We start from the raw sequence: 19,601 nt of genomic DNA, 5'->3' as shown, positions 1-19,601 counted from the left end.
GCCCTAGCGTCTGGTGACATGGCTCTGGCAACGCGGACGGACCGACGGCCGTCCATGGCACGCACCGTGTGGGACTCGACCGTCGGCAAGAAGACGGTGATGGCGGTCAGCGGCATCGTCATGCTGCTCTACCTGGTCGCCCACATGATCGGGAACCTGAAGATCTTCTTCGGGGCGGGCGAGTTCAACCACTACGCCCACTGGCTGCGCACCGTCGGCGAACCGTTCATGCACTACGAGTGGACGCTGTGGCTCGTCCGCGTCGTCCTCGTCGTCGCCGTGATCGCCCACGCCGTCTCCGCCTACCAGCTCAGCCGCCGCGACATCAAGGCGCGCCCCAGCAAGTACGTGCACAAGAAGGCGCGGACGAGCTACGCCACGCGCACCATGCGCTGGGGCGGCGTCATCCTCGCCCTGTTCATCGTCTGGCACCTCCTCGACCTGACCACCGGCACCGTGCACTCCGGCGGCTTCGAGTCCGGCAAGCCCTACCAGAACGTCGTGGACACCTTCTCCACCTGGTACGGCAACGTCATCTACATCGTCGCGATGCTCGCCGTCGGCCTGCACATCCGGCACGGCTTCTGGAGCGCCGCCCAGACCCTCGGCGTCGGCAGCCGCACCCGCGACCGCGCCCTCAAGACCACCGCCAATGCCCTCGCGCTGCTGCTCACGGCCGGCTTCCTCGCCGTACCCGTGGGCGTCATGACCGGAGTGGTGAGCTGACCATGACTTCCTACACCGAGTACGCGACCGGCGAGCCGGTCACCGACACCAAGGCCCCCGCGGGACCGGTCCACGAGCGCTGGGACAAGCGCCGCTTCGAGGCCAAGCTGGTCAACCCCGCCAACCGGCGCGGCAAGACCGTCATCGTCGTCGGCACCGGCCTCGCGGGCGGCTCCGCCGGTGCCACCCTGGCCGAACAGGGCTACCGCGTCGTCCAGTTCTGCTACCAGGACTCCCCGCGCCGCGCCCACTCCATCGCCGCGCAGGGCGGCATCAACGCGGCGAAGAACTACCGCAACGACGGTGACTCGGTCCACCGCCTGTTCTACGACACCGTCAAGGGCGGCGACTTCCGCTCCCGCGAGTCCAACGTGCACCGCCTCGCGCAGATCTCCGTGGAGATCATCGACCAGTGCGTGGCCCAGGGCGTGCCCTTCGCCCGCGAGTACGGCGGACTGCTCGACACCCGTTCCTTCGGCGGCGTCCAGGTCTCCCGCACCTTCTACGCCCGCGGCCAGACGGGCCAGCAGCTGCTCCTCGGCGCCTACCAGGCGCTCAGCAGGCAGATCGCCGCCGGCAACGTCGAGATGCACCCGCGCACCGAGATGCTCGACCTGATCGTCGTCGGCGGCCGGGCCCGCGGCATCGTCGCCCGGGACCTGATCACCGGGAAGATCGACACGTACTTCGCGGACGCCGTCGTCCTCGCCAGCGGCGGCTACGGCAACGTCTTCTACCTGTCGACGAACGCCATGAACTCCAACGCCACCGCGATCTGGCGGGCGCACCGGCGCGGCGCGTACTTCGCCAACCCCTGCTTCACCCAGATCCACCCCACCTGCATCCCGCGCACCGGCGACCACCAGTCCAAGCTGACGCTGATGAGCGAGTCGCTGCGCAACGACGGCCGGATCTGGGTGCCGAAGGCCAAGGGCGACGACCGGCCGGCGAGCAGCATCCCCGAGGACGAGCGCGACTACTACCTGGAGCGCGTCTACCCCTCCTTCGGCAACCTCGTCCCCCGGGACATCGCCTCCCGCGCCGCGAAGAACGTCTGCGACGAGGGCAGGGGAGTGGGCCCCGGCGGGCAGGGCGTCTACCTCGACTTCGCCGACGCCATCAAGCGGATGGGCCGCAAGGCCGTCGAGGCCAAGTACGGCAACCTCTTCGACATGTACCAGCGGATCACCGACGAGGATCCGTACCAGGTGCCCATGCGGATCTACCCCGCCGTGCACTACACGATGGGCGGACTGTGGGTCGACTACGACCTCCAGACCACCGTCCCCGGCCTGTTCGCCGTCGGCGAGGCCAACTTCTCCGACCACGGCGCCAACCGGCTCGGCGCCTCCGCGCTGATGCAGGGCCTGGCCGACGGCTACTTCGTCCTCCCGGCGACCGTCAACGACTACCTGGCCCGCAACCCGCACCAGGACGAGGTCACCGACGAACACCCGGTGGTGCAGGAGGTGCTGGCCGAGACCGAGGACCGGCTGAACCTGCTGCTGTCCGTGGACGGCGACCGCACCCCCGACTCCTTCCACCGCGAGGTCGGCGAACTCATGTGGGAGTTCTGCGGGATGGCCCGCACCGACTCCGGGCTGCGCAAGGCGCTGGAGCGGATCCCGCAGATCCGCGAGGAGTTCTGGCGCCGCATCAAGGTCCCCGGCACCGGCGAGGAGTTCAACCAGTCGCTGGAGAAGGCCAACCGCGTCGTCGACTACCTGGAGCTCGCCGAGCTGATGTGCCTCGACGCGCTGCACCGCTCCGAGTCCTGCGGCGGCCACTTCCGCGAGGAGTCCCAGACCCCCGACGGCGAGGCCGCGCGCAGGGACGAGGAGTTCTCCTACGCCGCCGCCTGGGAGTTCACCGGCACCGGCGAGGCTCCGGTCCTGCACAAGGAAGACCTGGTCTTCGAGTACGTCCACCCCACCCAGCGGAGCTACGCATGAAGCTCAACCTGCGCGTCTGGCGGCAGAAGAACGCCGACGCCGACGGCGCCATGTCCACGTACGAGGTGGACGGCATCTCACCCGACATGTCCTTCCTGGAGATGCTCGACACCCTCAACGAGGAGCTCATCCTCAAGGGCGAGGACCCGGTCGCCTTCGACCACGACTGCCGCGAGGGCATCTGCGGCGCCTGCTCGCTCGTCATCAACGGCGACGCCCACGGGCCCGAGCGCACCACCACCTGCCAGCTGCACATGCGGTCCTTCGAGGACGGCGACACCATCGACGTCGAACCGTGGCGGGCGTCCGCCTTCCCGGTCGTGAAGGACCTGGTGGTCGACCGGTCCGCCTTCGACCGGATCATCCAGGCCGGCGGTTACATCACGGCACCGACGGGCGCCGCGCCGGAGGCCCATGCCACGGCGGTGCCGAAGCCGGACGCCGACCTCGCCTTCGAGCACGCGGAGTGCATCGGGTGCGGCGCATGCGTGGCGGCGTGTCCCAACGGGGCGGCGATGCTGTTCACCTCCGCGAAGGTGAATCACCTCAATGTGCTGCCGCAGGGGGCGCCCGAGCGGGAGACGCGGGTGCTGGACATGGTGGCGCAGATGGACGAGGAGGGGTTCGGGGGCTGCACGCTGGCCGGCGAGTGCGCGACCGCTTGCCCGAAGGGCATTCCGCTCACTTCCATCACCGGGATGAACAAGGAGTGGTTGCGGGCCACCCGCAAGGTGGGCAAGCGGTAGCGCCGTGCGGCGGCGGGCCGTGCTCTGACCGCGGGCCGTCGGTGGCTGGTCGCGCCCACGCGGCGGAGCCGCATATCGATACAGCCCCGCGCCCCTGGAGGGGCGCTTCAGTGAACGTTCGCCGGAAGTGCGGACGGACGGGGTCGGGGGAGGTGCTCCCTCCGGCCCCGTCTCGCTTGCGCTCCCGGCATTCAGCATCTCCACATCCGTACTCCCGGCTCCGGTCACGTACACGCCAACCCCGGTCGGGAGAACAGGGGTGTCCCCACCCCCGCTCCGGCGCGTGATCAGGAGAGAGCCATGACCGGCGTGCTGACCGTCGACCACCCCCCGAAGCCCACCGCACCCGCCCGCTACACCGTCACCCTCGCCCGCGACGAGGAGGACGTGCGTGCCGCTCAGCGGTTGCGGTACGACGTCTTCGCGGGGGAGATGGGCGCCCTGTTGTCCGGCTCGCAGCCGGGGCTGGACGTCGACCCGTTCGACGCGTACTGCGACCACCTGCTGGTCCGGGAGGAGGCGAGCGGGCAGGTCGTCGGCACCTACCGGCTGCTGCCGCCGGAGCGCGCCGGGATCGCCGGGCGGCTGTACGCCGAAGGGGAGTTCGACCTGTCGGCCCTCGACGCCATACGGCCGTCCCTCGTCGAGGTCGGCCGTTCCTGTGTGCACCCCGACCACCGCGACGGCGCGGTCATCGGGCTCATCTGGGCCGGCATCGCCCGCTACATGACCGACCGCGGCCACGCCTGGCTGGCGGGCTGCTGCTCCGTCCCCCTCGCCGACGGCGGCGCGCTCGCCTCCGCCACCTGGGACCGGGTGCGGGCGGGACACCTCGCGCCGGAGGAGTACCGGGTGCGCCCGCTGCTGCCCTGGGTGCCGAGGACCTCGGCACCCGCCGCCCCCGGTGAGCTGCCCGCCCTGCTGCGCGGCTACCTCCGGCTCGGCGCCTGGATCTGCGGCGAGCCCGCGCACGACGTGGACTTCGGTGTCGCCGACCTCTATGTGCTGCTGCCGATGAACCGGGTCAACCCCCGTTATCTGCGGCACTTCCTCTCCCTCGTCCCCGCCTGATGAGCGTCTGGCTGCCGGGCGCGCCCTGCACCCCGCGGGGCTGTGTGGAACCGACGGCGTCCGCGACGGCCGTACCGCTGGCGGTGCTGCGGCTGGCGGCGGTGGGCCTGCTGCTCCTCGCCGGGATCGCGCTGCTCCCGCTCGGGCGGCGGATCCCGGCCGGCGCGGTGCGCCGGTGGTGCCGGTGGATCGTACGGGCCGCCGGGGTCCGGGTCCGTATCGACGGGACCGCCGTGCCCACGGGCGGACTGCTGCTCGTCGCCAACCACATCTCCTGGCTGGACGTGCCGCTGCTCGCGGCGGTCCGTCCGGCCAGGATGCTGGCCAAGACCGAGATACGGCGCTGGCCCGTGGCGGGGGTGCTGGCGGCGCGCGGCGGCGTGCTGTTCATCGACCGTGACCGGCTGCGCGCCCTGCCCGGCACGGTCACCGCGCTCGCCGGGGTCCTGCGCGGCGGCGCGGCGGTCGCGGCGTTCCCGGAGGGCAGCACCTGGTGCGGCCTGGCCCGGGGGCACTTCCGCCGCGCGGTCTTCCAGGCGGCGCTGGACGCCCGGGTGCCGGTGCAGCCGGTGCGCATCCGCTACCGGAGCGCGCGCGGAACCCCGGCCACCGCACCGGCCTTCGTCGGCGACGACACGCTCCTCGCCTCGCTGTGGCGCGTGGCGTCGGCCCGTGGCGTGGTCGCCGAGGTCGAGGTGCGGGCTCCCCTCCCGCCGGGGAGCCACCTCGACCGCCGCGCCTTGGCGCGCGCGGCGCAGCCGGAGGCGGTGACGGGACACGAGGGCGGACCCCACGGATGAGCACTGTGGAAAATTAAGTACCTTTTGTCTCTTTCATTCTGTTTTTGTCGGGCGATCCGGGAGAACCCGTGGGGGGCGACCTTCGAAAGGAGGGTGATGGAAGATGATCACCCGCGAAGAGATCTCGATCCTGCTGGATCATCCCGTCTACGACGGGGACGGGAACAAGGTAGGCGACGCGAAGCACGTCTTCCTCGACGACGCCAGCGGACGCCCCGAGTGGGTGACCGTCAAAACGGGCATGTTCGGCTCCAGCGAGTCGTTCATCCCCATCCGCGACGCCGCCCTGGTGAAGGACCACCTCGAGGTTCCCTACCCCAAGGACAAGATCAAGGGCGCGCCCAACGTCGACATCGACGCGGGCGGCCACCTGTCGGTGGACGAGGAGCACCGTCTGTACGACTACTACGGCATCGACTGGGGCTCCGTGCTGACCGAGCCCGGTGAACGCGACCGTTCTCCCGGTATGGATACGGCCGGTACGGCGGGAGCGGCCGGTACGGCGGGCATGGCCGGCCGTCGGGGCGACGCCTCCCGGACGGCGCCGGGCGCGGCCGATACGGCCGGTACGGCCGGAACCGCGGACACCGAGGGCCGCCGGAGCGAAGCCCGGACCCGAGGACGCGGCGACGACGCCATGACCCGCTCCGAGGAGCACATGCGCGTCGGTGTCGAGCGGCACGAGACCGGACGGGCCAGGCTGCGCAAGTACGTGGTCACGGAGGAGGTCCAGCAGACCGTGCCGGTGCGCCACGAGGAAGTCCGCGTGGAGCGCGAGCCGATCACGGACGCCAACCGCGGCGATGCCATGTCGGGCCCGGCCTTCAAGGAGGACGAGCACGAGGTCACGCTGCACGAGGAGCGCCCGGTCGTGGAGACCGAGGCGGTGCCGGTCGAGCGGGTCCGGATGACCACGGAGGAGAAGACCGCTGACGAGACCGTCCGCGGGCAGGTCCGCAAGGAGCGCATCGAGGCCGAGACGGAACTGGACGAGGAGTCCGGCCGCCGCGGCCGCGACGTCCCCAAGCGGGGCCGCGAGTAACCCCGCCCCCTCCCAGTGCGCGCCGGTGCGAACACCACCGGCGCGCCGCCACACCCACCCCGCCTTTCGCCTACCCTGGCTGGTCACCCCGCCCACCGCGCTCTCCGCGGGCAGTCGTGCCGCCCTGGGGGTACCTCCCAGGCCCTTAAGGCGCTGGGAGAGGCACGACTGCCCGCAGCTACGGCAGTGCGGCGGCACGGCTGTCCGCGGCTGTGAGGTGGGTGGCGCGACGTGCCCGCAGGGGCGTACGTGCGTCTAGGCTCGGTCGTGTGACCGATCGCAGCAAGTTGCCGCTGGCCGTGTTCGACCTCGACAACACCCTCGCCGACACGGGGCACCGGCAGCGCTTCCTGGAGCGCAGGCCCCGCGACTGGGACGCCTTCTTCGCCGCCGCGCCGCAGGACCCCCCGCTCGCCGAGGGCATCGCCCTGGTCCGGAAGTGCGCGCGGGAGTGCGAGATCGTCTACCTCACCGGCCGCCCCGAGCGCTGCCGGCGTGACACGCTGGACTGGCTCGCCGCCCAGGAACTGCCCGAGGGGGACGTGTACATGCGCGGCAACGCCGACCGCCGGCCGGCCCGCCACACCAAGCTGGCGATCCTGCGCCGCCTCGCCCGCACCCGGGACGTCCGCGTGCTGGTGGACGACGACGAGCTGGTCTGCCTGGACGCCCGGCGGGCCGGTTTCACCGTCGTACAGGCTCGCTGGACGGCCCCGTCCGGCGAGCTGAAGGACGCGCAGGAGCGTGAAGGACGGACCTGACCCCGCCCGGACCCAGGCTCGGGCTCAGTCCGCCTCCTCCAGCCGGAAGCCGACCTTCAGCCCCACCTGCCAGTGCGCGACCTGCCCGTCCTCGATCTGGCCGCGTACCTGGGTCACCTCGAACCAGTCCAGATTGCGCAGGGTCCGCGAGGCGCGTTCGATGCCGTTGCGTACGGCCTGGTCGACGCCGTCGGGCGAGGTGCCGACGATCTCCGTGACCCGGTAGGTGTGATTCGACATGCGGCTGCTCCTCTCACGTCACTCCACCGTGCCCCACACCACGGCGGAGCGCGAGACGTCGGCCCTGTTCACCTGACGGCCTTGACCTATGCATTGGTCCATACCAAGATGCTGAGCACCCGCCCGAGCTCCGCTCGCCCCCCACGTCGGGCCCCGCCCTGTCCGTCAGACAGAAACAGGACCCTCGTGAAACGCCGTCTGCTCGCCCTTGTCTGTGTGTCCGCCTCCCTGCTCAGCGGCTGCGGACTGATGCCCGGCGACGCCGAACGGCACACGGTCACCGTGTGGTTGATGCGGCACAGTGCCTCGCAGGAGTACCTGGACCGCTTCACCGAGGAGTTCGAGCGCGAGCACCCCGGCCTCGACCTCGACATCCGCATCCAGGAATGGACCGGCATCGGCGAGAAGGTGCAGAAGGCACTGGAGACGGACGAGGGGGACGGCCCCGACGTCATCGAGGTCGGCAACACCCAGGTCGCCACGTACGCGGAGGGAGACGGACTGCTCGACCTCACCCTGGAGTCCATGCGCGACTGGGGCCGGGAGGACTGGCTGCCCGGTCTCGCCGAACCCGGCCAGTGGGGATCGCAGCAGTACGGCATCCCCTGGTACGCGGCCAACCGCGTCGTCATCTACCGCAAGGACCTCTTCCGCCAGGCCGGCGTCACCGCCCCGCCGGAGACCCGCGACGAGTGGCTCACCCTCACCGAGGAGCTCGACACCGGCGGCAACCAGGGCGTCTACCTCGCCGGACAGGACTGGTACACGCTCGCCGGCTTCATCTGGGAGGAGGGCGGAGACCTCGCCAGGGAACGGGACGGCGTCTGGCGCGGCGCGCTGGACAGCCCGGAGGCGCTGCGCGGCATGGACTTCTACCGCCGGCTCCAGGCACTCGGCGACGGACCGGCCGACGCCGACGAGGAACACCCGCCGCAGGCCGACGTGTTCGCCGAGGGCAAGGTCGCCCAGATCGTGGCCGTACCGGGGCTGGCAAGCGCCATCCTCAAGCAGAACCCGCAACTCAAGGGCGAGCTCGGCTACTTCCCCGTCCCCGGCAAGACCGCCGACAAGCCCGGCGCCGTCTTCACCGGCGGCTCCGACCTCGTGATCCCGGCCAAGACCGACATCCGGGAGGGAGCCGTCGAGGTCGTCGCCGCGCTCACCGGCGCCAAGTGGAACACCGACCTGGCCCGCACGATGAACTACGTCCCCAACAAGGCCGAACTCGCCGAGTCGGTGGCGGAGGAGGAGGGGGTCGCGGCCATGGCGGCCGGAGCCGCACAGGGCCGGGCGACCCCCATCACACCCCAGTGGAGCGCGGTCGAGGCGGACAACCCGATCAAGGAGTACATGACCGAGGTGCTCACCGGGTCCGACCCGGCCACCGAGGCCGAGCGCGCCGCGCGCCGCATCACCGAGGCCCTGGCCTTCGACTAGGGCGACGCGCGGCCCGGCGTTCCCGTCAGCGCGCGACGCTCAGCGACAGCGCGAACCGCGCCTCCCCGTCCGTCCACCACCGGGCCAACTCCAGCCCTGCGGAAGACAGTTCCTCACGCACTCCGTCCTGGCGGAACTTCGCCGACACCTCGGTGCGCAGTTCCTCGCCCGCCGCGAAGTCCACGGCGAGTTCCAGTGGGGGGATCTTCACCGTCTGCGCGGTACGGGAGCGCAGCCGCATCTCGATCCACTCGTGCCCGGCGTCCCACAGCGCCACATGGTCGAAGGCGTCCGGGTCGAAGTCGGCGCCCAGCTCCCGGTTGATGACGGTCAGGACGTTCTTGTTGAACGCGGCCGTCACACCGGCCGCGTCGTCGTACGCCCGGACCAGCACCCGCTCGTCCTTCACCAGGTCCGCGCCCAGCAGCAGGGCGTCGCCCGGGGCGAGCAGGGCGCGGACGGAGGCGAGGAACGCGGCACGCTCGGCCGGCAGCAGATTGCCGATGGTGCCGCCGAGGAACGCCACCAGCCGCGGCCCCGGCGTGTCGGGCAGGGTCAGCCGGGCGGTGAAGTCGGCGATCAGCGCGTGCACGTCCAGCCCCGGCCGTTCGGCGGCCAGCGCCCGCCCGGCGAGCGTGAGGGCGCTCTCGCTGACGTCGACGGGGACATAGGTGTGCAGTCCGGTCAGGGCGTCGATCAGGTGCCGTGTCTTCTCCGAGGAGCCGGAGCCCAGTTCGACCAGGGTGCGGGCACCGGACGCCGCGGCGATCTCACCGGCGCGGGCGCGCAGGATCTCGCGTTCGGCGCGGGTCGGGTAGTACTCGGGCAGCGTGGTGATCTCCTCGAAGAGTTCGCTGCCCCGCGCGTCGTAGAACCACTTGGGCGGCAGCGTCTTGGGGCTGCCGGTCAGGCCCTCGTGGACGTCGGCGCGCAGGGCGGCGCCGGTGGTGTCCTCGGGCAGGGTGCGGGTGAGGTGGAACGGACTCACGTGAGGGGCTCCTTGAGCGGGGTCAGCAGGACGTCCGTACGGCTCGCCGCGAGCAGGGTGCGGTCGGGGACCTCACGCCAGTGCGGATCGTCGTCATAGGGCTCGGAGGCCACGACGGTGCCGCCGCCGGCCCGGGTGAGGTACCACAGCGTGTCGCCCCAGGCGGTCGCAGTGACGGTGTCGCCGTCTGTGAGCAGCAGGTTGAGCCGGGCCCCGGGGGCCGCCCCGGCGACCTCCAGGACCGTGTCGGCCAGCGCCTGCCCCTCCTCGTCACCGGCCCGCAGCCGGGCGAGCACCAGCGCCCACACGAACGCGGAGTCGTTGCGGGCCTCCAGCGACAGCACGTCCTCGGCGGACAGGGACGCCACCAGCGGCGCGAGCGAGCCCGGCCAGCCCGGCACCGCCCCGTTGTGGCTGAACAGCCAGGTCCCGGCGGCGAACGGCGCCGCCGCGGCCTCCGCGTCGGCACCCGACAGGGTCGCGTCCCGTACGGCCGCGAGCAGCGCCCGGGTCCGTACGACACGGGCGAGATCCGCGAACGACAGGTCGGCCCATACCGGTCCGGCCCGCCGGTACCTGGCCGGCACCGGATCACCCTCCGCGTACCAGCCCACGCCGAAGCCGTCGGCGTTGACCGTGCCGTACCGCTGCCGCCGGGGCGCCCAGGACTGCCGGTACAGACCGTGCGGCGGCTTCACGAGCAGCTCGCCCAGCGGCTCCTCGGGCCCCACGTAGGCCACATGACGGCACATCAGACGTCCTCCGAGCGCGCCGTGCGGAATCCGGAGAAGATCTGCCGCCGGATCGGCAGGTCCCAGTTGCGGAACGTGCCCCGGCAGGCCACCGGGGCCACGGCGAACGAACCGCCGCGCAGCACCTTGTGCTCCGGTCCGAAGAACACCTCCGAGTACTCCTTGTACGGGAACGCCCTGAACCCCGGGTACGGCAGGAAGTCGCTCGCCGTCCACTCCCACACGTCGCCGATCAACTGCCTTACGCCCAGCGGCGACTCACCGGCCGGGTAGCTCCCGGCGGGCGCCGGACGCAGATGCCGCTGGCCGAGGTTGGCGTGCTCGGGCGCGGGCTCGGCGTCGCCCCACGGGTAGCGCATCGAGCGGTCGCCGGCCGGGTCGTACCGGGCCGCCTTCTCCCACTCGGCCTCGGTCGGCAGCCGGCGCCCGGCCCAGCGGGCGTAGGCGTCGGCCTCGTACCAGCACACGTGCAGCACCGGCTCGTCGGGCGGCACCACCTCGGTGACACCGAACCGGCGCCGCAGCCACTGCCCGCCGTCCCGGCGCCAGAACAGCGGCGCGGTGACGGAGTTGCGGCGGATGTGCGCCCAGCCCTCGGCCGTCCACCAGCGGGGTTCGTCGTAGCCGCCGTCCTCGATGAACGCCCGGTACGCGGCGTTCGTCACCGGAGTGGTGTCGATGCGGAAGGGCGCCACCTCGCGCCGGTGCGCGGGCCGTTCGTTGTCCAGCGCCCACGGCTCGTCCGAGGTGCCCATGGTGAACGGGCCGCCCGGGACCAGGACTTCGGCCGGGCCCGTGAACAGCGGCACCGGCTCCGGGTCCGGGGCGGTCAGCGCCTGCGGTCCCCTCCGCAGCTGATGGGTGATCAGCATGGTCTCGTCGTGCTGCTGTTCGTGCTGCGCGATCATCCCGAAGGCGAAGCCCGCCTCGGTCAGCCGCGTCCCGTGGAACGCGGCGGTCTCCAGCACGTCCAGCGCCCGGCCGCGCACGTCGGCCGCGTACCGGCGGGCCTCCTCCGGCGGCAGCAACGGCAGCTTCGGACGTTCGGCGCGCGGGTGCTCGAAGGCGTCGTACAGGGTGTCGATCTCGGGCCGTATCGCCTCATGGCCGGCGACGGCCCGCAGCAGCCACTGCTCCTCCTGGTTGCCGATGTGGGCGAGGTCCCACACCAGCGGCGACATCAGCGGCGAGTGCTGGGCGGTCAGATCGGGCCCGTCGACGCAACTGGTGAGCAGCGTGGTGCGGTCCCGCGCGGTGATCAGCGAGGCGACCGCGCGCTCGCGCAGGGCTTCGGCGTCGAGGGCGGGGTCGGTCATGAGGGGATGTCCTTCCCATGCGGGTGCGGGGGGCGGGGGCGCGCGCCGCGGGCCGTCGCACGCAGTTCGTCGAGCGAGTCGTCGGCCGGGCAGCGGCCGCGGGCGACATACCGGTCCCGGTACGCCCCGACCGCGTCGATCACCTCGGTGGTGGCACCGAGCCGGGGCAGGGCGCGCAGCGCCGCCGCGAAACAGGTGACGGCCACCTCGCGCAGCTCCGGGTCGGCCAGGCCGACGCGGGCCGCGTCCCGCCAGAGCGGACTGTGCGGCGCGGGCATGCCGTGCGCCCGCTCGGCCAGCGGCTTCACCGCCCGGTAGGCGGTCTCGGCGGCCTCCGGGTCGTCGAACAGCGCCGCGACCACGGCCAGCGGCACGATCCAGCCGTCGTCACCGGGCTGCGCGTCGATCATGCGCAGTTCCAGGTGGCCGCGCGGCCGCACCGGCGGGAACAGGGTCGTGACGTGGTAGTCGAGGTCGTCCCGGGTCGGCGGGCCGGGTGTGCCGGACCTGATCCACTCCCGGAAGGCGAGCCCCCGGGGCACGTCCCACGGTCCTCCGCCACGCCGTACGCACATCACCGGCGAGTCCAGGACGTGCCGGGCCCAGGCGCCGCGCGGGTCGGCGTCCAGCACGGGGGCGCCCGCCCGGCCGGTGCCGATCTGCGTCCAGCGGAGCTGCCGCGTGGACAGCCAGCCGGTCGGCCGGCCCCCGGCGACCGGGGAGTTGGCGAACACGGCGACCAGGACCGCGCCGAGCTGGTGCGCCAGCCACCAGCGCCGCACATGGCCGAGCGGGCCGGGCTCCTCGTACCCGGCGTCCACGCACACCTGCACGGAGGCGGAGGCGCACATCATGGCCCGGCCGGCGGGGCCGGTGCGGTCGAGACAGGCCTCCATGGCGTCGTACCGCGGTTCGCGCAGGAACCGGCGGGGGGTGTGCCAGGGGTCGTGGCCGAGGCCGACGAGGACCAGACCGTCCTCGCGCAACACCGCGCGGACGGCGTCGAGGTCGGCGGAGACGGTACCGACGCACTCCGTCAGGGAGGCGGCGGGCGGCGAGCTCAGTTCCAGCTGGCCGCCGGGCTCGATGGTGAGCGCCGACCTCAGAGGCACGGTCCGCAGAGCGGCGTAGGCCGCTTCGAGTCGTTCGGGTGACACGGGGAGCCGCGGGTCCCGCAGCTCGTGGACGAGCCATTCCACCTCGACCCCGAGGCGGCGCGGCGGTCCGGTCTTGAAGCAGATGCCCCGCACCAGGGCTTCCACCTCGGCTTCTGTGACGGCGGTACGCGGCTCCACACAGCCGCCTGCCGAATCGGACATGTCGGGATCCTCCTGAGGTTCCACATGTCACCGGCCCGGAGCTTCGCCGCTCCCGGCCGGCGTCAACCCGTCCACCCAAAACCTTCGCGTCGGCGGGCACAAGGGCGCCTGGCGGGACGTCCCGGGTCCGTCATCCTTTCGTCCTGCCTGTTCCCGGGCGGTTTCCCGCCCGTTTCCCGGGCCTTCCGGGGAGGCGGAAACTCCGTTGCACCGCCTCACCAGCATCGCTCAGGATGCCTGCATGAGCACGACGAGCGAGACCGCGCGGCGCGTGGCCACGGCGGCTACGGGGGTGGCGCCGTGAGCGCGCGCCTGCGCGGCATCGCCCGGGAGACCGAGGGAATCGTGGCGGCGGGCGCCTACCGCGCACCCGGCGGCCACGAGGTGTCCATCGGGGCGGCGGTCGAGGCCGCGGCCCGCGGAACGCGGACGTACGGGCCGCGGCCGGTCCCGTTCCCGTTCCCGGATTCCCGGCCGGCCGGCACCCGGTTCGAGGTCACCGGCGAGAGCAGTCTGGAGGCCGCCCGGCGGCTCGCGGACGGGGTGGCCGTACTGAACTTCGCCTCCGCCCGCAACCCCGGCGGCGGATACCTCAACGGCGCCCAGGCCCAGGAGGAGGCCCTGTGCCGCGCCTCCGCGCTGTACACGTGCCTGCTGCGGGCCGCCGGCTTCTACGACCACCACCGCACCCACCGCGACCCGTTCTACACGGACCGCGTGATCCACTCACCCGCCGTGCCGGTCTTCCGCGACGACCGCGGACGCCTCCTGGACGAGCCGTTCACGGCCGGTTTCCTCACCTCGCCCGCGCCCAACGCGGGCGTGATCCTGCGGACGGCGCCGGAGCGGGCGGCCGAGGTGCCGCACGCCCTGGTGGTACGGGCCGGGCGGGTGCTGGAGACCGCGGCCGCCCACGGCTACCGGCGGCTCGTGCTGGGCGCCTGGGGCTGCGGGGTGTTCCGCAACGACCCCGCCCAGGTGGCGGCGGCGTTCCGGTCGCACCTGGAGCCGGGCGGGCGCTTCGAGGGCGCCTTCGCCCACGTGGTGTTCGGCATCCTGGACCGCACCCGCGACAGCGCGGTCCGCGCCGCGTTCGAGCGGACCTTCGCGGACCTGCTGCCCGGACCGGCGGACGTCAGCTCCAGCCGTACCGCTCCCGCAGCCGCTGACGCACGAGGTTGAACCGCATCCGGTCCAGCGCGCACGCCTCCCGGCGCATGCCCTCCTCGTACAGCCGCAGCACCCGGTCCACGGCGACCCAGGAGTCGCGGCCCGACCGGTCCCACGGCCCGCTGCCGATCGGCACCCACTCCCGGTGACCGTTGTGCCCCTTGCTGGACAACTGCACGGCGAGGAACGTCCCGCCCGTCTCCCGGGCGACGACGAGCACCGGACGGTCCTTGCCCCGGCCGTCGTTCTCCTCGTAGGGCACCCAGGTCCAGACGATCTCCCCGGGATCGGGGTCGCCGTCGTACGCGGGCGAGTACTCGGTGCGCACCCGGCCCACCTCACGGGGCGCGGCCTCGACGGTGGCGTAAGGGCCGTGGCGGCCCGGGGCGTTCTCAGGGCTGAAGGCGGTCACAGGCGTACCGTACGGCACCCCTCACACGGCCGACGACGCCGGCCACCTCCCGTACCGACGCGGCTCCGCCCCCGACCGCGCGGCCGGGGACCGGCAGCGGTTCACCGCGCGCCGACCGGTCCGTGAACGTCCACTGCCCTGACTCGCGGGCGCCGGTCTCGCCGACCACCACCGCACCGGCCGCCCGCAGCCGCCGTACCGCCTCGCCGCCCGCAGCCGCCGTACCGCCCGCAGCCGCCGTACCGCCCTACCGCCCGCAGCCACCGCACCGCCCTACCGCCCGGCCGTCCGCCGCGACCGGAGCCGCGCCGCGTACGCGGTCACCGGTTCAGCCCGGCTCGGGCAGTCCCGTGAGTTCCCGGCCCGTGACCATCTCGGCCTCGACCCGGACGAACACCCCGTCGTGCATCGGCATCCACGAGCGGGGCCCGGTCCGCAGCAGGCGTTCGTGTTCGGCCGGGTCGGTCACCACGGCCGCCCGGCCCGTGACCACCACGCTCCAGCCGGACCGGCTCCCGGCGTCGAAGTCGTCGGCCTCGAAGGCGACCACGACGCCGTCGATCGCCCGGACCAGATCGGACGCGGCGGAGGTGCACAGCACCACGGAGGCGTCCGTGTCCAGGGCGAAGTTGACGGGGAGGACGGCGGGCAGTGCCTGCCGGGTGTAGACGACGCGACCGACCGGCACCTTGGCCAGCAGGCGCAGACACTCCTGGCGGTCGAGCGGCCGGAAGCCATCGCTGTGGATCATTCCTCCATCGTCGGCGGCGGACCCCCGCCGGGCTAGGGCCGGACGGCCCTGATGACGCTCAGGACCCGGTACACGAGGCCCCTGCGGGCCGGCCTTCGCGGGCCGGCCGCCGTCCTCCGCTCCCCGCCGTCACGGTCGCGCCCGAGTAAACATGTCTGACCCTCCCGCGCGGGTGGAACCCGGAGGGCATGGGCAAGACCGCGCTGATCGTCATCGACATGATCAACACCTACGACCATCCGGACGCCGACCATCTGATCCCGTCCGCCGAGTCGGTCGTACCGGTCGTCTCCGCCCTGCTGGAACGGGCGCGGCACCGGGACGTGCCGGTGATCTACGTCAACGACAACTTCGGCGAATGGCGCTCCCACCACGGTGAGCTGCTCGACAAGGCCCTGTCGGGACCGCACGCGCGCCTCGTGGAACCGCTGCTGCCGGACGACTCCTCGCTCTTCGTCGTCAAGGCACGGCACTCGGCCTTCTTCGAGACACCACTGGGCTACCTGCTCAACCAGCAGGGCATCGACCGGCTCGTGCTGTGCGGCCAGGTCACGGAGCAGTGCATCCTGTACTCGTCGCTCGACGCGCACATCCGCCACTTCGACGTGACCGTCCCCCGTGACGCCGTCGCCCACATCCACGCCGACCTCGCGGACGCCGCCCTGCGGATGATGGAACGCAACATGGGCGCGCTGGTGTGCGACAGCGACGAGTTGTGGAACTGACGCACCGCGCCGCGGATCCGCGGGCCGACACTGGTCCCATGAGCCGTACCCCCGTCCCGCCCCGCGAGGTCCGCCCCTACCTCGACGAACTGGTCCACCGCACGCGCGCCGTCTGCGGCCCCCACCTGGTGAGCGTCCTCGCCGTCGGATCCCTCGCGCTCGGCGACTACCGGCACGGACGCAGCGACGTCGACGTGACCGTCGTGGTGGACCGCTCGCTTCCCCGGCGTGCCCTGCCCGAACTGGCCGGGGCGCTGGCCCACCCCGCCCTGGTCTGTCCCGCGGCCGGACTGGAACTGGTCGTCTACCCGGCCGATTTCGCCGGCCGCCCGTCCGGCGGGGCGGGGTACCTCATGGACCTCAACACCGGACCGTCACTGCCCGAGCGGGTCAGCCACGACCCCGGGGAGGGGCCCGCGTTCTGGTACGTCCTCGACCGTTCCCTCGCCCACCAGGCCGGCCTCCCGCTGTTCGGCGGGCCGGCACGGGACGTGATCGCCGCACCGGAACGGGCCGACGTGTTCGCCGCGCTCCGCGCCTCCGTGCGGGAACACGCCGAGGGCGAGGGGCACACGGCCGACAACCGGGTGCTCAACGGCTGCCGCTCCGTGGTGTACTGCCGCACCGGCCATTGGTTCGCCAAACGCGGGGCGGCCGGGATCGTCGCCGCCGCGGAGGCGGAGTTCCGGCCACTGATCACGGACGCGCTGCGCAGCTTCGCACGCCCCCGTGAGTCCGCGCCCGCGCTGCCCGGGGCGGCGGTCGGGGACTTCCTGGCCTGGGTGGCCTGCCGCGTGGACGAGGCCGCCGCGGCCGAGGGCGGGCACGACGCCCCGGCCTGACATCCGCCCGCGCGCAGCCCGCCGTCGCCCCCGGATTTAACGGCTCGACAGCCATCGGTTCCGCTGTCTAGGCTCTTCGGCGCGGCATCGCGTGTCGGTCACCGGCTGGGTGAGGCATGGAGGCGCCGCGGATGCCCGTGGAGGCATTGCCCTCGTGTCAGTCGAGTTCAACCACACCATCGTTCTCACCCGTGACCGGGAGAGGTCCGCCCGTTTCCTCGCCCACGTCCTGGGCCTGGAGGTCGGGGAACCGGCCGGAATGTTCCTGCCGGTGACGACCGCCAACGGAGTCACCCTGGACTTCGCGACCGTCGACATCGACGTCCCGGCGCAGCACTACGCGTTCCTCGTCTCCGAGGACGAGTTCGACGCGATCCTCACCCGGCTCGTGGACGCCGGGATCCCCGTCCAGGCCGATCCGCACGGCAGGTACCCCCGCCGCATCAACCGCAACGACGGCGGTCGCGGCGTGTACTTCCGGGACCCGGCGGGCCACGGCCTCGAAGCCATCACCCTCCCGTACGGCACCGACCCGGCCTCGCCGCTGAACGGTGTCACCGAGGAGGTTCCCGGAGCCGTGTAGCCGTGTAGCCGTGCAGTCGGGGGGGGGGGGGGGGGGGGGGGGGGGGGGGGGCGCCCCCCCCCCCCCCCCCCCCCCCGGTCGGTTTACGTGCCGCGCGGCGGGCTACGCGACGGACACGGGGAGTCCAGGCCGGCCACGTACCGGGAGGTGCCCATGACCACGCGGATACGGGACGTGATGTCCGCGGACACCGCGTCCGTCGAGCCCATGACGACGGTGGCGCGGGCCGCGCGCCTGATGCGCGAGCAGGACATCGGCGACGTCCTCGTCGCGTACGACTGCGATCTGTTCGGTGTGCTCACCGACCGCGACATCGTGCTCAGGGGTGTCGCCGAGGGGCGTGACCCGGAGGCCACGGCGGTCGGTTCCCTGTGCACGCGCCCGCCCCTGGTGACACTCGATCCCGAGGACACCACCGATCACGCCGTGGAGCTGATGCGGCGGTATGCCGTCCGGCGGCTTCCGGTGGTGGAACGCGGGGGCTGTCCGGTGGGGATGGTGAGTCTCGGGGATCTCGCCGCGACGGAGGATCCGCACTCCGCCCTGGCGGACATCAGCGCGGCGGCGCCCACGCACTGAGCGCGGGTTTTTCTCGCCCCCGCCGCCCCCGCCGCCCCTGCCCGTCCCGGCCCGGGGGCTCTGCCCCCGGGCCCCCGCTCCTCGAACTCCCCCGGAGGGACTGTTCCGGCTGTCATCCGTCGACCGTGAGCGCGCACGTCCAGCCGTACGGGCCCGGGTGGATCCTTAGTTCCTCCCAGGCCACGGCCGTCGGCATCCGGCCGGTGACCCGTACGTCCGTCAGGGCGGCCACCGCCAGGCGTATGTCGAGACCCTCGTCGGTCTCGTCCGTCTCCACGTCGACCGGTACCTGGCCGTACTCCTCCAACCGGTACAGGATCTCGTCCAGCAGCGCTGCCAGCAGATCGTCGTCACTGGCCCCGGCCAGCCGGACGCGGCCCACACCCGTCGGCCGCACCCCGGAGACGTCGGCGAAGCACTCCACCATCGCCGCCACCGCCTCCGCCAGACAGTTCTCCCGGCTCGCCGCCCACGCCTCGATCCGGAACTCGTCCTCCTGCGCCACCGCCCGGTGCCCGCTCTCGTCCGGCCGCCGCGCCTGCCCGTAGTCGCTCGTGTCACCGACCATGGAACTCGCCTGCCCGACGACCGCGCACCCATGCCGGGCGCCGGGCGCTTCGAGTGCCGGAGAGCGGGGTACACGGGTGCGGACCGGGTGCTTCAGGTGCCGTCTCCGGTGCGGAGGGAGGGCATCCGTCATGCGGTTCCGTGATCGCCGCCAGGCCGGCCGTGAACTGGCCGCACGACTGCGGGAGAGGCAGGACCAGGGAGCCCTGCCCGACCCTGTCGTGCTGGCCCTCCCCCGCGGCGGTGCCGCCGTGGCCGTGGAGGTCGCCGGGGCACTGGACGCCCCGCTCGACGTCCTCGTCGTACGGAAGATCGGCGCCCCCTTCCACGAGGAGTTCGGCGTCGGCGCGATGGCCGGCGACGGGGTGCCGCTTTTCGACGAGGACGCCCTGCGGCGGCTGGGCATCGACGAGGCCGACCTCGCGCCCGTCGTCGAGCGCGAGCGCACCGAGCTGCGCCGCCGCGAACAGCGCTACCGCCAGGGCCGCCCGGCTCCCGCACTGCGCGGACGGACCGTGATCGTCGTCGACGACGGGCTGGCGACCGGGTCCACCGCCCGCGCCGCGCTGCGCGCCCTGCGGGCACAGGAGCCCGGACACCTCGTGCTGGCCGTTCCGGTCGGCTCGACGGAGGGCGTCGCGCTGATGCGCTCCGAGGCCGACGAGGTGGTGTGTCTGTACGAGCCGGCCGCGTTCATGGCCGTGGGCCAGTGGTACGAGGAGTTCGACCAGTTGACGGACGACGACGTCCTGGACGCGCTGCACCAGCGGCAGCCCCGGTAGGGCCCGTCCGGCGGATCACACGGGGGTGCGGAATCCGGCA

Annotated in this window: 22 protein-coding genes; 14 read left to right on the top strand and 8 right to left on the bottom strand. The window is 72.7% G+C overall.

All coding sequences use genetic code 11. The features are described from left to right. The first annotated feature begins 54 nt into the window (after positions 1-54). The 7 genes from ACIA6T_RS07840 to ACIA6T_RS07810 all read left to right on the top strand — a co-directional run bounded on the left by ACIA6T_RS07840 (position 55) and on the right by ACIA6T_RS07810 (position 7,098). Positions 55-726, top strand: a complete 672-nt coding sequence (locus ACIA6T_RS07840; RefSeq protein ID WP_399445659.1) for a succinate dehydrogenase — start codon at positions 55-57, stop codon at positions 724-726. A gap of 2 nt (positions 727-728) precedes the next feature. Next, complete coding sequence (locus tag ACIA6T_RS07835; RefSeq protein WP_399445658.1) at positions 729-2,678, top strand: fumarate reductase/succinate dehydrogenase flavoprotein subunit; 1,950 nt, start codon at positions 729-731, stop codon at positions 2,676-2,678. After that, positions 2,675-3,424 (top strand): succinate dehydrogenase/fumarate reductase iron-sulfur subunit, encoded by a 750-nt coding sequence (locus tag ACIA6T_RS07830; protein WP_399445657.1) that lies wholly within the window; start codon positions 2,675-2,677, stop codon positions 3,422-3,424. Before ACIA6T_RS07835 ends, ACIA6T_RS07830 begins: the two co-directional genes overlap by 4 nt. A gap of 300 nt (positions 3,425-3,724) precedes the next feature. Next, positions 3,725-4,495, top strand: a complete 771-nt coding sequence (locus ACIA6T_RS07825) for a GNAT family N-acetyltransferase (RefSeq protein ID WP_399445656.1) — start codon at positions 3,725-3,727, stop codon at positions 4,493-4,495. After that, on the top strand, positions 4,495-5,295 hold the full coding sequence (locus tag ACIA6T_RS07820) for a lysophospholipid acyltransferase family protein (protein WP_399445655.1): 801 nt from the start codon (positions 4,495-4,497) through the stop codon (positions 5,293-5,295). The genes ACIA6T_RS07825 and ACIA6T_RS07820 overlap by 1 nt, the downstream gene beginning before the upstream one ends. A 103-nt stretch (positions 5,296-5,398) precedes the next feature. Next, positions 5,399-6,337, top strand: a complete 939-nt coding sequence (locus ACIA6T_RS07815) for a DUF2382 domain-containing protein (protein ID WP_399445654.1) — start codon at positions 5,399-5,401, stop codon at positions 6,335-6,337. Positions 6,338-6,606: 269 nt separating this feature from the next. After that, the gene (locus ACIA6T_RS07810) at positions 6,607-7,098 is read left to right on the top strand and encodes a hypothetical protein (protein WP_399445653.1); all 492 of its coding nucleotides are present in this window, start codon (positions 6,607-6,609) and stop codon (positions 7,096-7,098) included. Positions 7,099-7,122: 24 nt separating this feature from the next. Here ACIA6T_RS07810 and ACIA6T_RS07805 read toward each other — a convergent pair whose 3' ends face one another. Continuing rightward, positions 7,123-7,338, bottom strand: a complete 216-nt coding sequence (locus ACIA6T_RS07805; RefSeq protein ID WP_399445652.1) for a dodecin — start codon at positions 7,336-7,338, stop codon at positions 7,123-7,125. Positions 7,339-7,524: 186 nt separating this feature from the next. Here ACIA6T_RS07805 and ACIA6T_RS07800 point away from each other — a divergent pair, with 186 nt between their 5' ends. Then, positions 7,525-8,775: an extracellular solute-binding protein gene (locus ACIA6T_RS07800; protein WP_399445651.1), complete on the top strand. Its 1,251-nt coding sequence runs from the start codon at positions 7,525-7,527 to the stop codon at positions 8,773-8,775. A 25-nt stretch (positions 8,776-8,800) separates the two neighbouring features. Here the strand turns inward: ACIA6T_RS07800 and egtD are convergent, their stop codons facing one another. Genes egtD through egtA form a run of 4 tightly spaced genes read right to left on the bottom strand, consistent with a single transcriptional unit; the run spans position 8,801 to position 13,150 of the window. Continuing rightward, on the bottom strand, positions 8,801-9,763 hold the full coding sequence (gene egtD / locus ACIA6T_RS07795) for an L-histidine N(alpha)-methyltransferase (protein WP_399445650.1): 963 nt from the start codon (positions 9,761-9,763) through the stop codon (positions 8,801-8,803). Continuing rightward, positions 9,760-10,515: an ergothioneine biosynthesis protein EgtC gene (egtC, locus tag ACIA6T_RS07790; RefSeq protein ID WP_399445649.1), complete on the bottom strand. Its 756-nt coding sequence runs from the start codon at positions 10,513-10,515 to the stop codon at positions 9,760-9,762. Before egtC ends, egtD begins: the two co-directional genes overlap by 4 nt. Continuing rightward, complete coding sequence (gene egtB / locus ACIA6T_RS07785) at positions 10,515-11,831, bottom strand: ergothioneine biosynthesis protein EgtB (protein WP_399445648.1); 1,317 nt, start codon at positions 11,829-11,831, stop codon at positions 10,515-10,517. Before egtB ends, egtC begins: the two co-directional genes overlap by 1 nt. Further along, complete coding sequence (gene egtA, locus ACIA6T_RS07780; protein WP_399445647.1) at positions 11,828-13,150, bottom strand: ergothioneine biosynthesis glutamate--cysteine ligase EgtA; 1,323 nt, start codon at positions 13,148-13,150, stop codon at positions 11,828-11,830. The genes egtB and egtA overlap by 4 nt, the downstream gene beginning before the upstream one ends. 300 nt (positions 13,151-13,450) lie before the next feature. Here egtA and ACIA6T_RS07775 point away from each other — a divergent pair, with 300 nt between their 5' ends. Beyond that, complete coding sequence (locus tag ACIA6T_RS07775; RefSeq protein ID WP_399445646.1) at positions 13,451-14,332, top strand: TIGR02452 family protein; 882 nt, start codon at positions 13,451-13,453, stop codon at positions 14,330-14,332. On the opposite strand, the gene ACIA6T_RS07770 is transcribed toward ACIA6T_RS07775, so the two are convergent. Both ACIA6T_RS07770 and ACIA6T_RS07765 read right to left on the bottom strand, forming a co-directional pair. After that, on the bottom strand, positions 14,286-14,732 hold the full coding sequence (locus ACIA6T_RS07770; protein WP_399445645.1) for a type II toxin-antitoxin system PemK/MazF family toxin: 447 nt from the start codon (positions 14,730-14,732) through the stop codon (positions 14,286-14,288). The two genes, ACIA6T_RS07775 and ACIA6T_RS07770, sit on opposite strands and share 47 nt — an antisense overlap. A 328-nt stretch (positions 14,733-15,060) precedes the next feature. Continuing rightward, the gene (locus tag ACIA6T_RS07765) at positions 15,061-15,483 is read right to left on the bottom strand and encodes a pyridoxamine 5'-phosphate oxidase family protein (RefSeq protein ID WP_399445644.1); all 423 of its coding nucleotides are present in this window, start codon (positions 15,481-15,483) and stop codon (positions 15,061-15,063) included. A 188-nt stretch (positions 15,484-15,671) separates the two neighbouring features. Between ACIA6T_RS07765 and ACIA6T_RS07760 the strand changes: the two genes are divergently transcribed. The 4 genes from ACIA6T_RS07760 (at position 15,672) to ACIA6T_RS07745 (ending at position 18,212) form a co-directional block, all read left to right on the top strand. Continuing rightward, complete coding sequence (locus tag ACIA6T_RS07760; protein ID WP_399445643.1) at positions 15,672-16,208, top strand: cysteine hydrolase family protein; 537 nt, start codon at positions 15,672-15,674, stop codon at positions 16,206-16,208. Between the two features lie 38 nt (positions 16,209-16,246). Next, the gene (locus ACIA6T_RS07755) at positions 16,247-17,050 is read left to right on the top strand and encodes an aminoglycoside adenylyltransferase domain-containing protein (protein WP_399445642.1); all 804 of its coding nucleotides are present in this window, start codon (positions 16,247-16,249) and stop codon (positions 17,048-17,050) included. A 154-nt stretch (positions 17,051-17,204) separates the two neighbouring features. Then, a complete protein-coding gene (locus ACIA6T_RS07750) occupies positions 17,205-17,633 on the top strand; it encodes a VOC family protein (protein WP_399445641.1) in 429 nt (142 codons plus the stop codon). Between the two features lie 153 nt (positions 17,634-17,786). Beyond that, entirely contained in the window at positions 17,787-18,212 is a 426-nt protein-coding gene (locus ACIA6T_RS07745; RefSeq protein WP_399445640.1) for a CBS domain-containing protein, read from the top strand. A gap of 112 nt (positions 18,213-18,324) precedes the next feature. Here the strand turns inward: ACIA6T_RS07745 and ACIA6T_RS07740 are convergent, their stop codons facing one another. Continuing rightward, positions 18,325-18,780 carry an archease gene (locus ACIA6T_RS07740; RefSeq protein WP_399445639.1) on the bottom strand — a complete coding sequence of 152 codons (456 nt, stop codon included), beginning with the start codon at positions 18,778-18,780 and terminating at the stop codon, positions 18,325-18,327. 130 nt (positions 18,781-18,910) lie between these two features. On the opposite strand from ACIA6T_RS07740, the gene ACIA6T_RS07735 reads away from it, so the two are divergent. After that, positions 18,911-19,561: a phosphoribosyltransferase gene (locus ACIA6T_RS07735; RefSeq protein ID WP_399445638.1), complete on the top strand. Its 651-nt coding sequence runs from the start codon at positions 18,911-18,913 to the stop codon at positions 19,559-19,561. Positions 19,562-19,601: the final 40 nt, after the last annotated feature.

It is taken from the genome of Streptomyces sp. NPDC051740, from assembly GCF_044453165.1.
Classification (GTDB): Bacteria; Actinomycetota; Actinomycetes; order Streptomycetales; family Streptomycetaceae; genus Streptomyces; species Streptomyces atrovirens.
The sequence above is the reverse complement of the archived record's forward strand: the minus strand, read 5'-3'. Positions and strand labels throughout refer to the sequence as shown.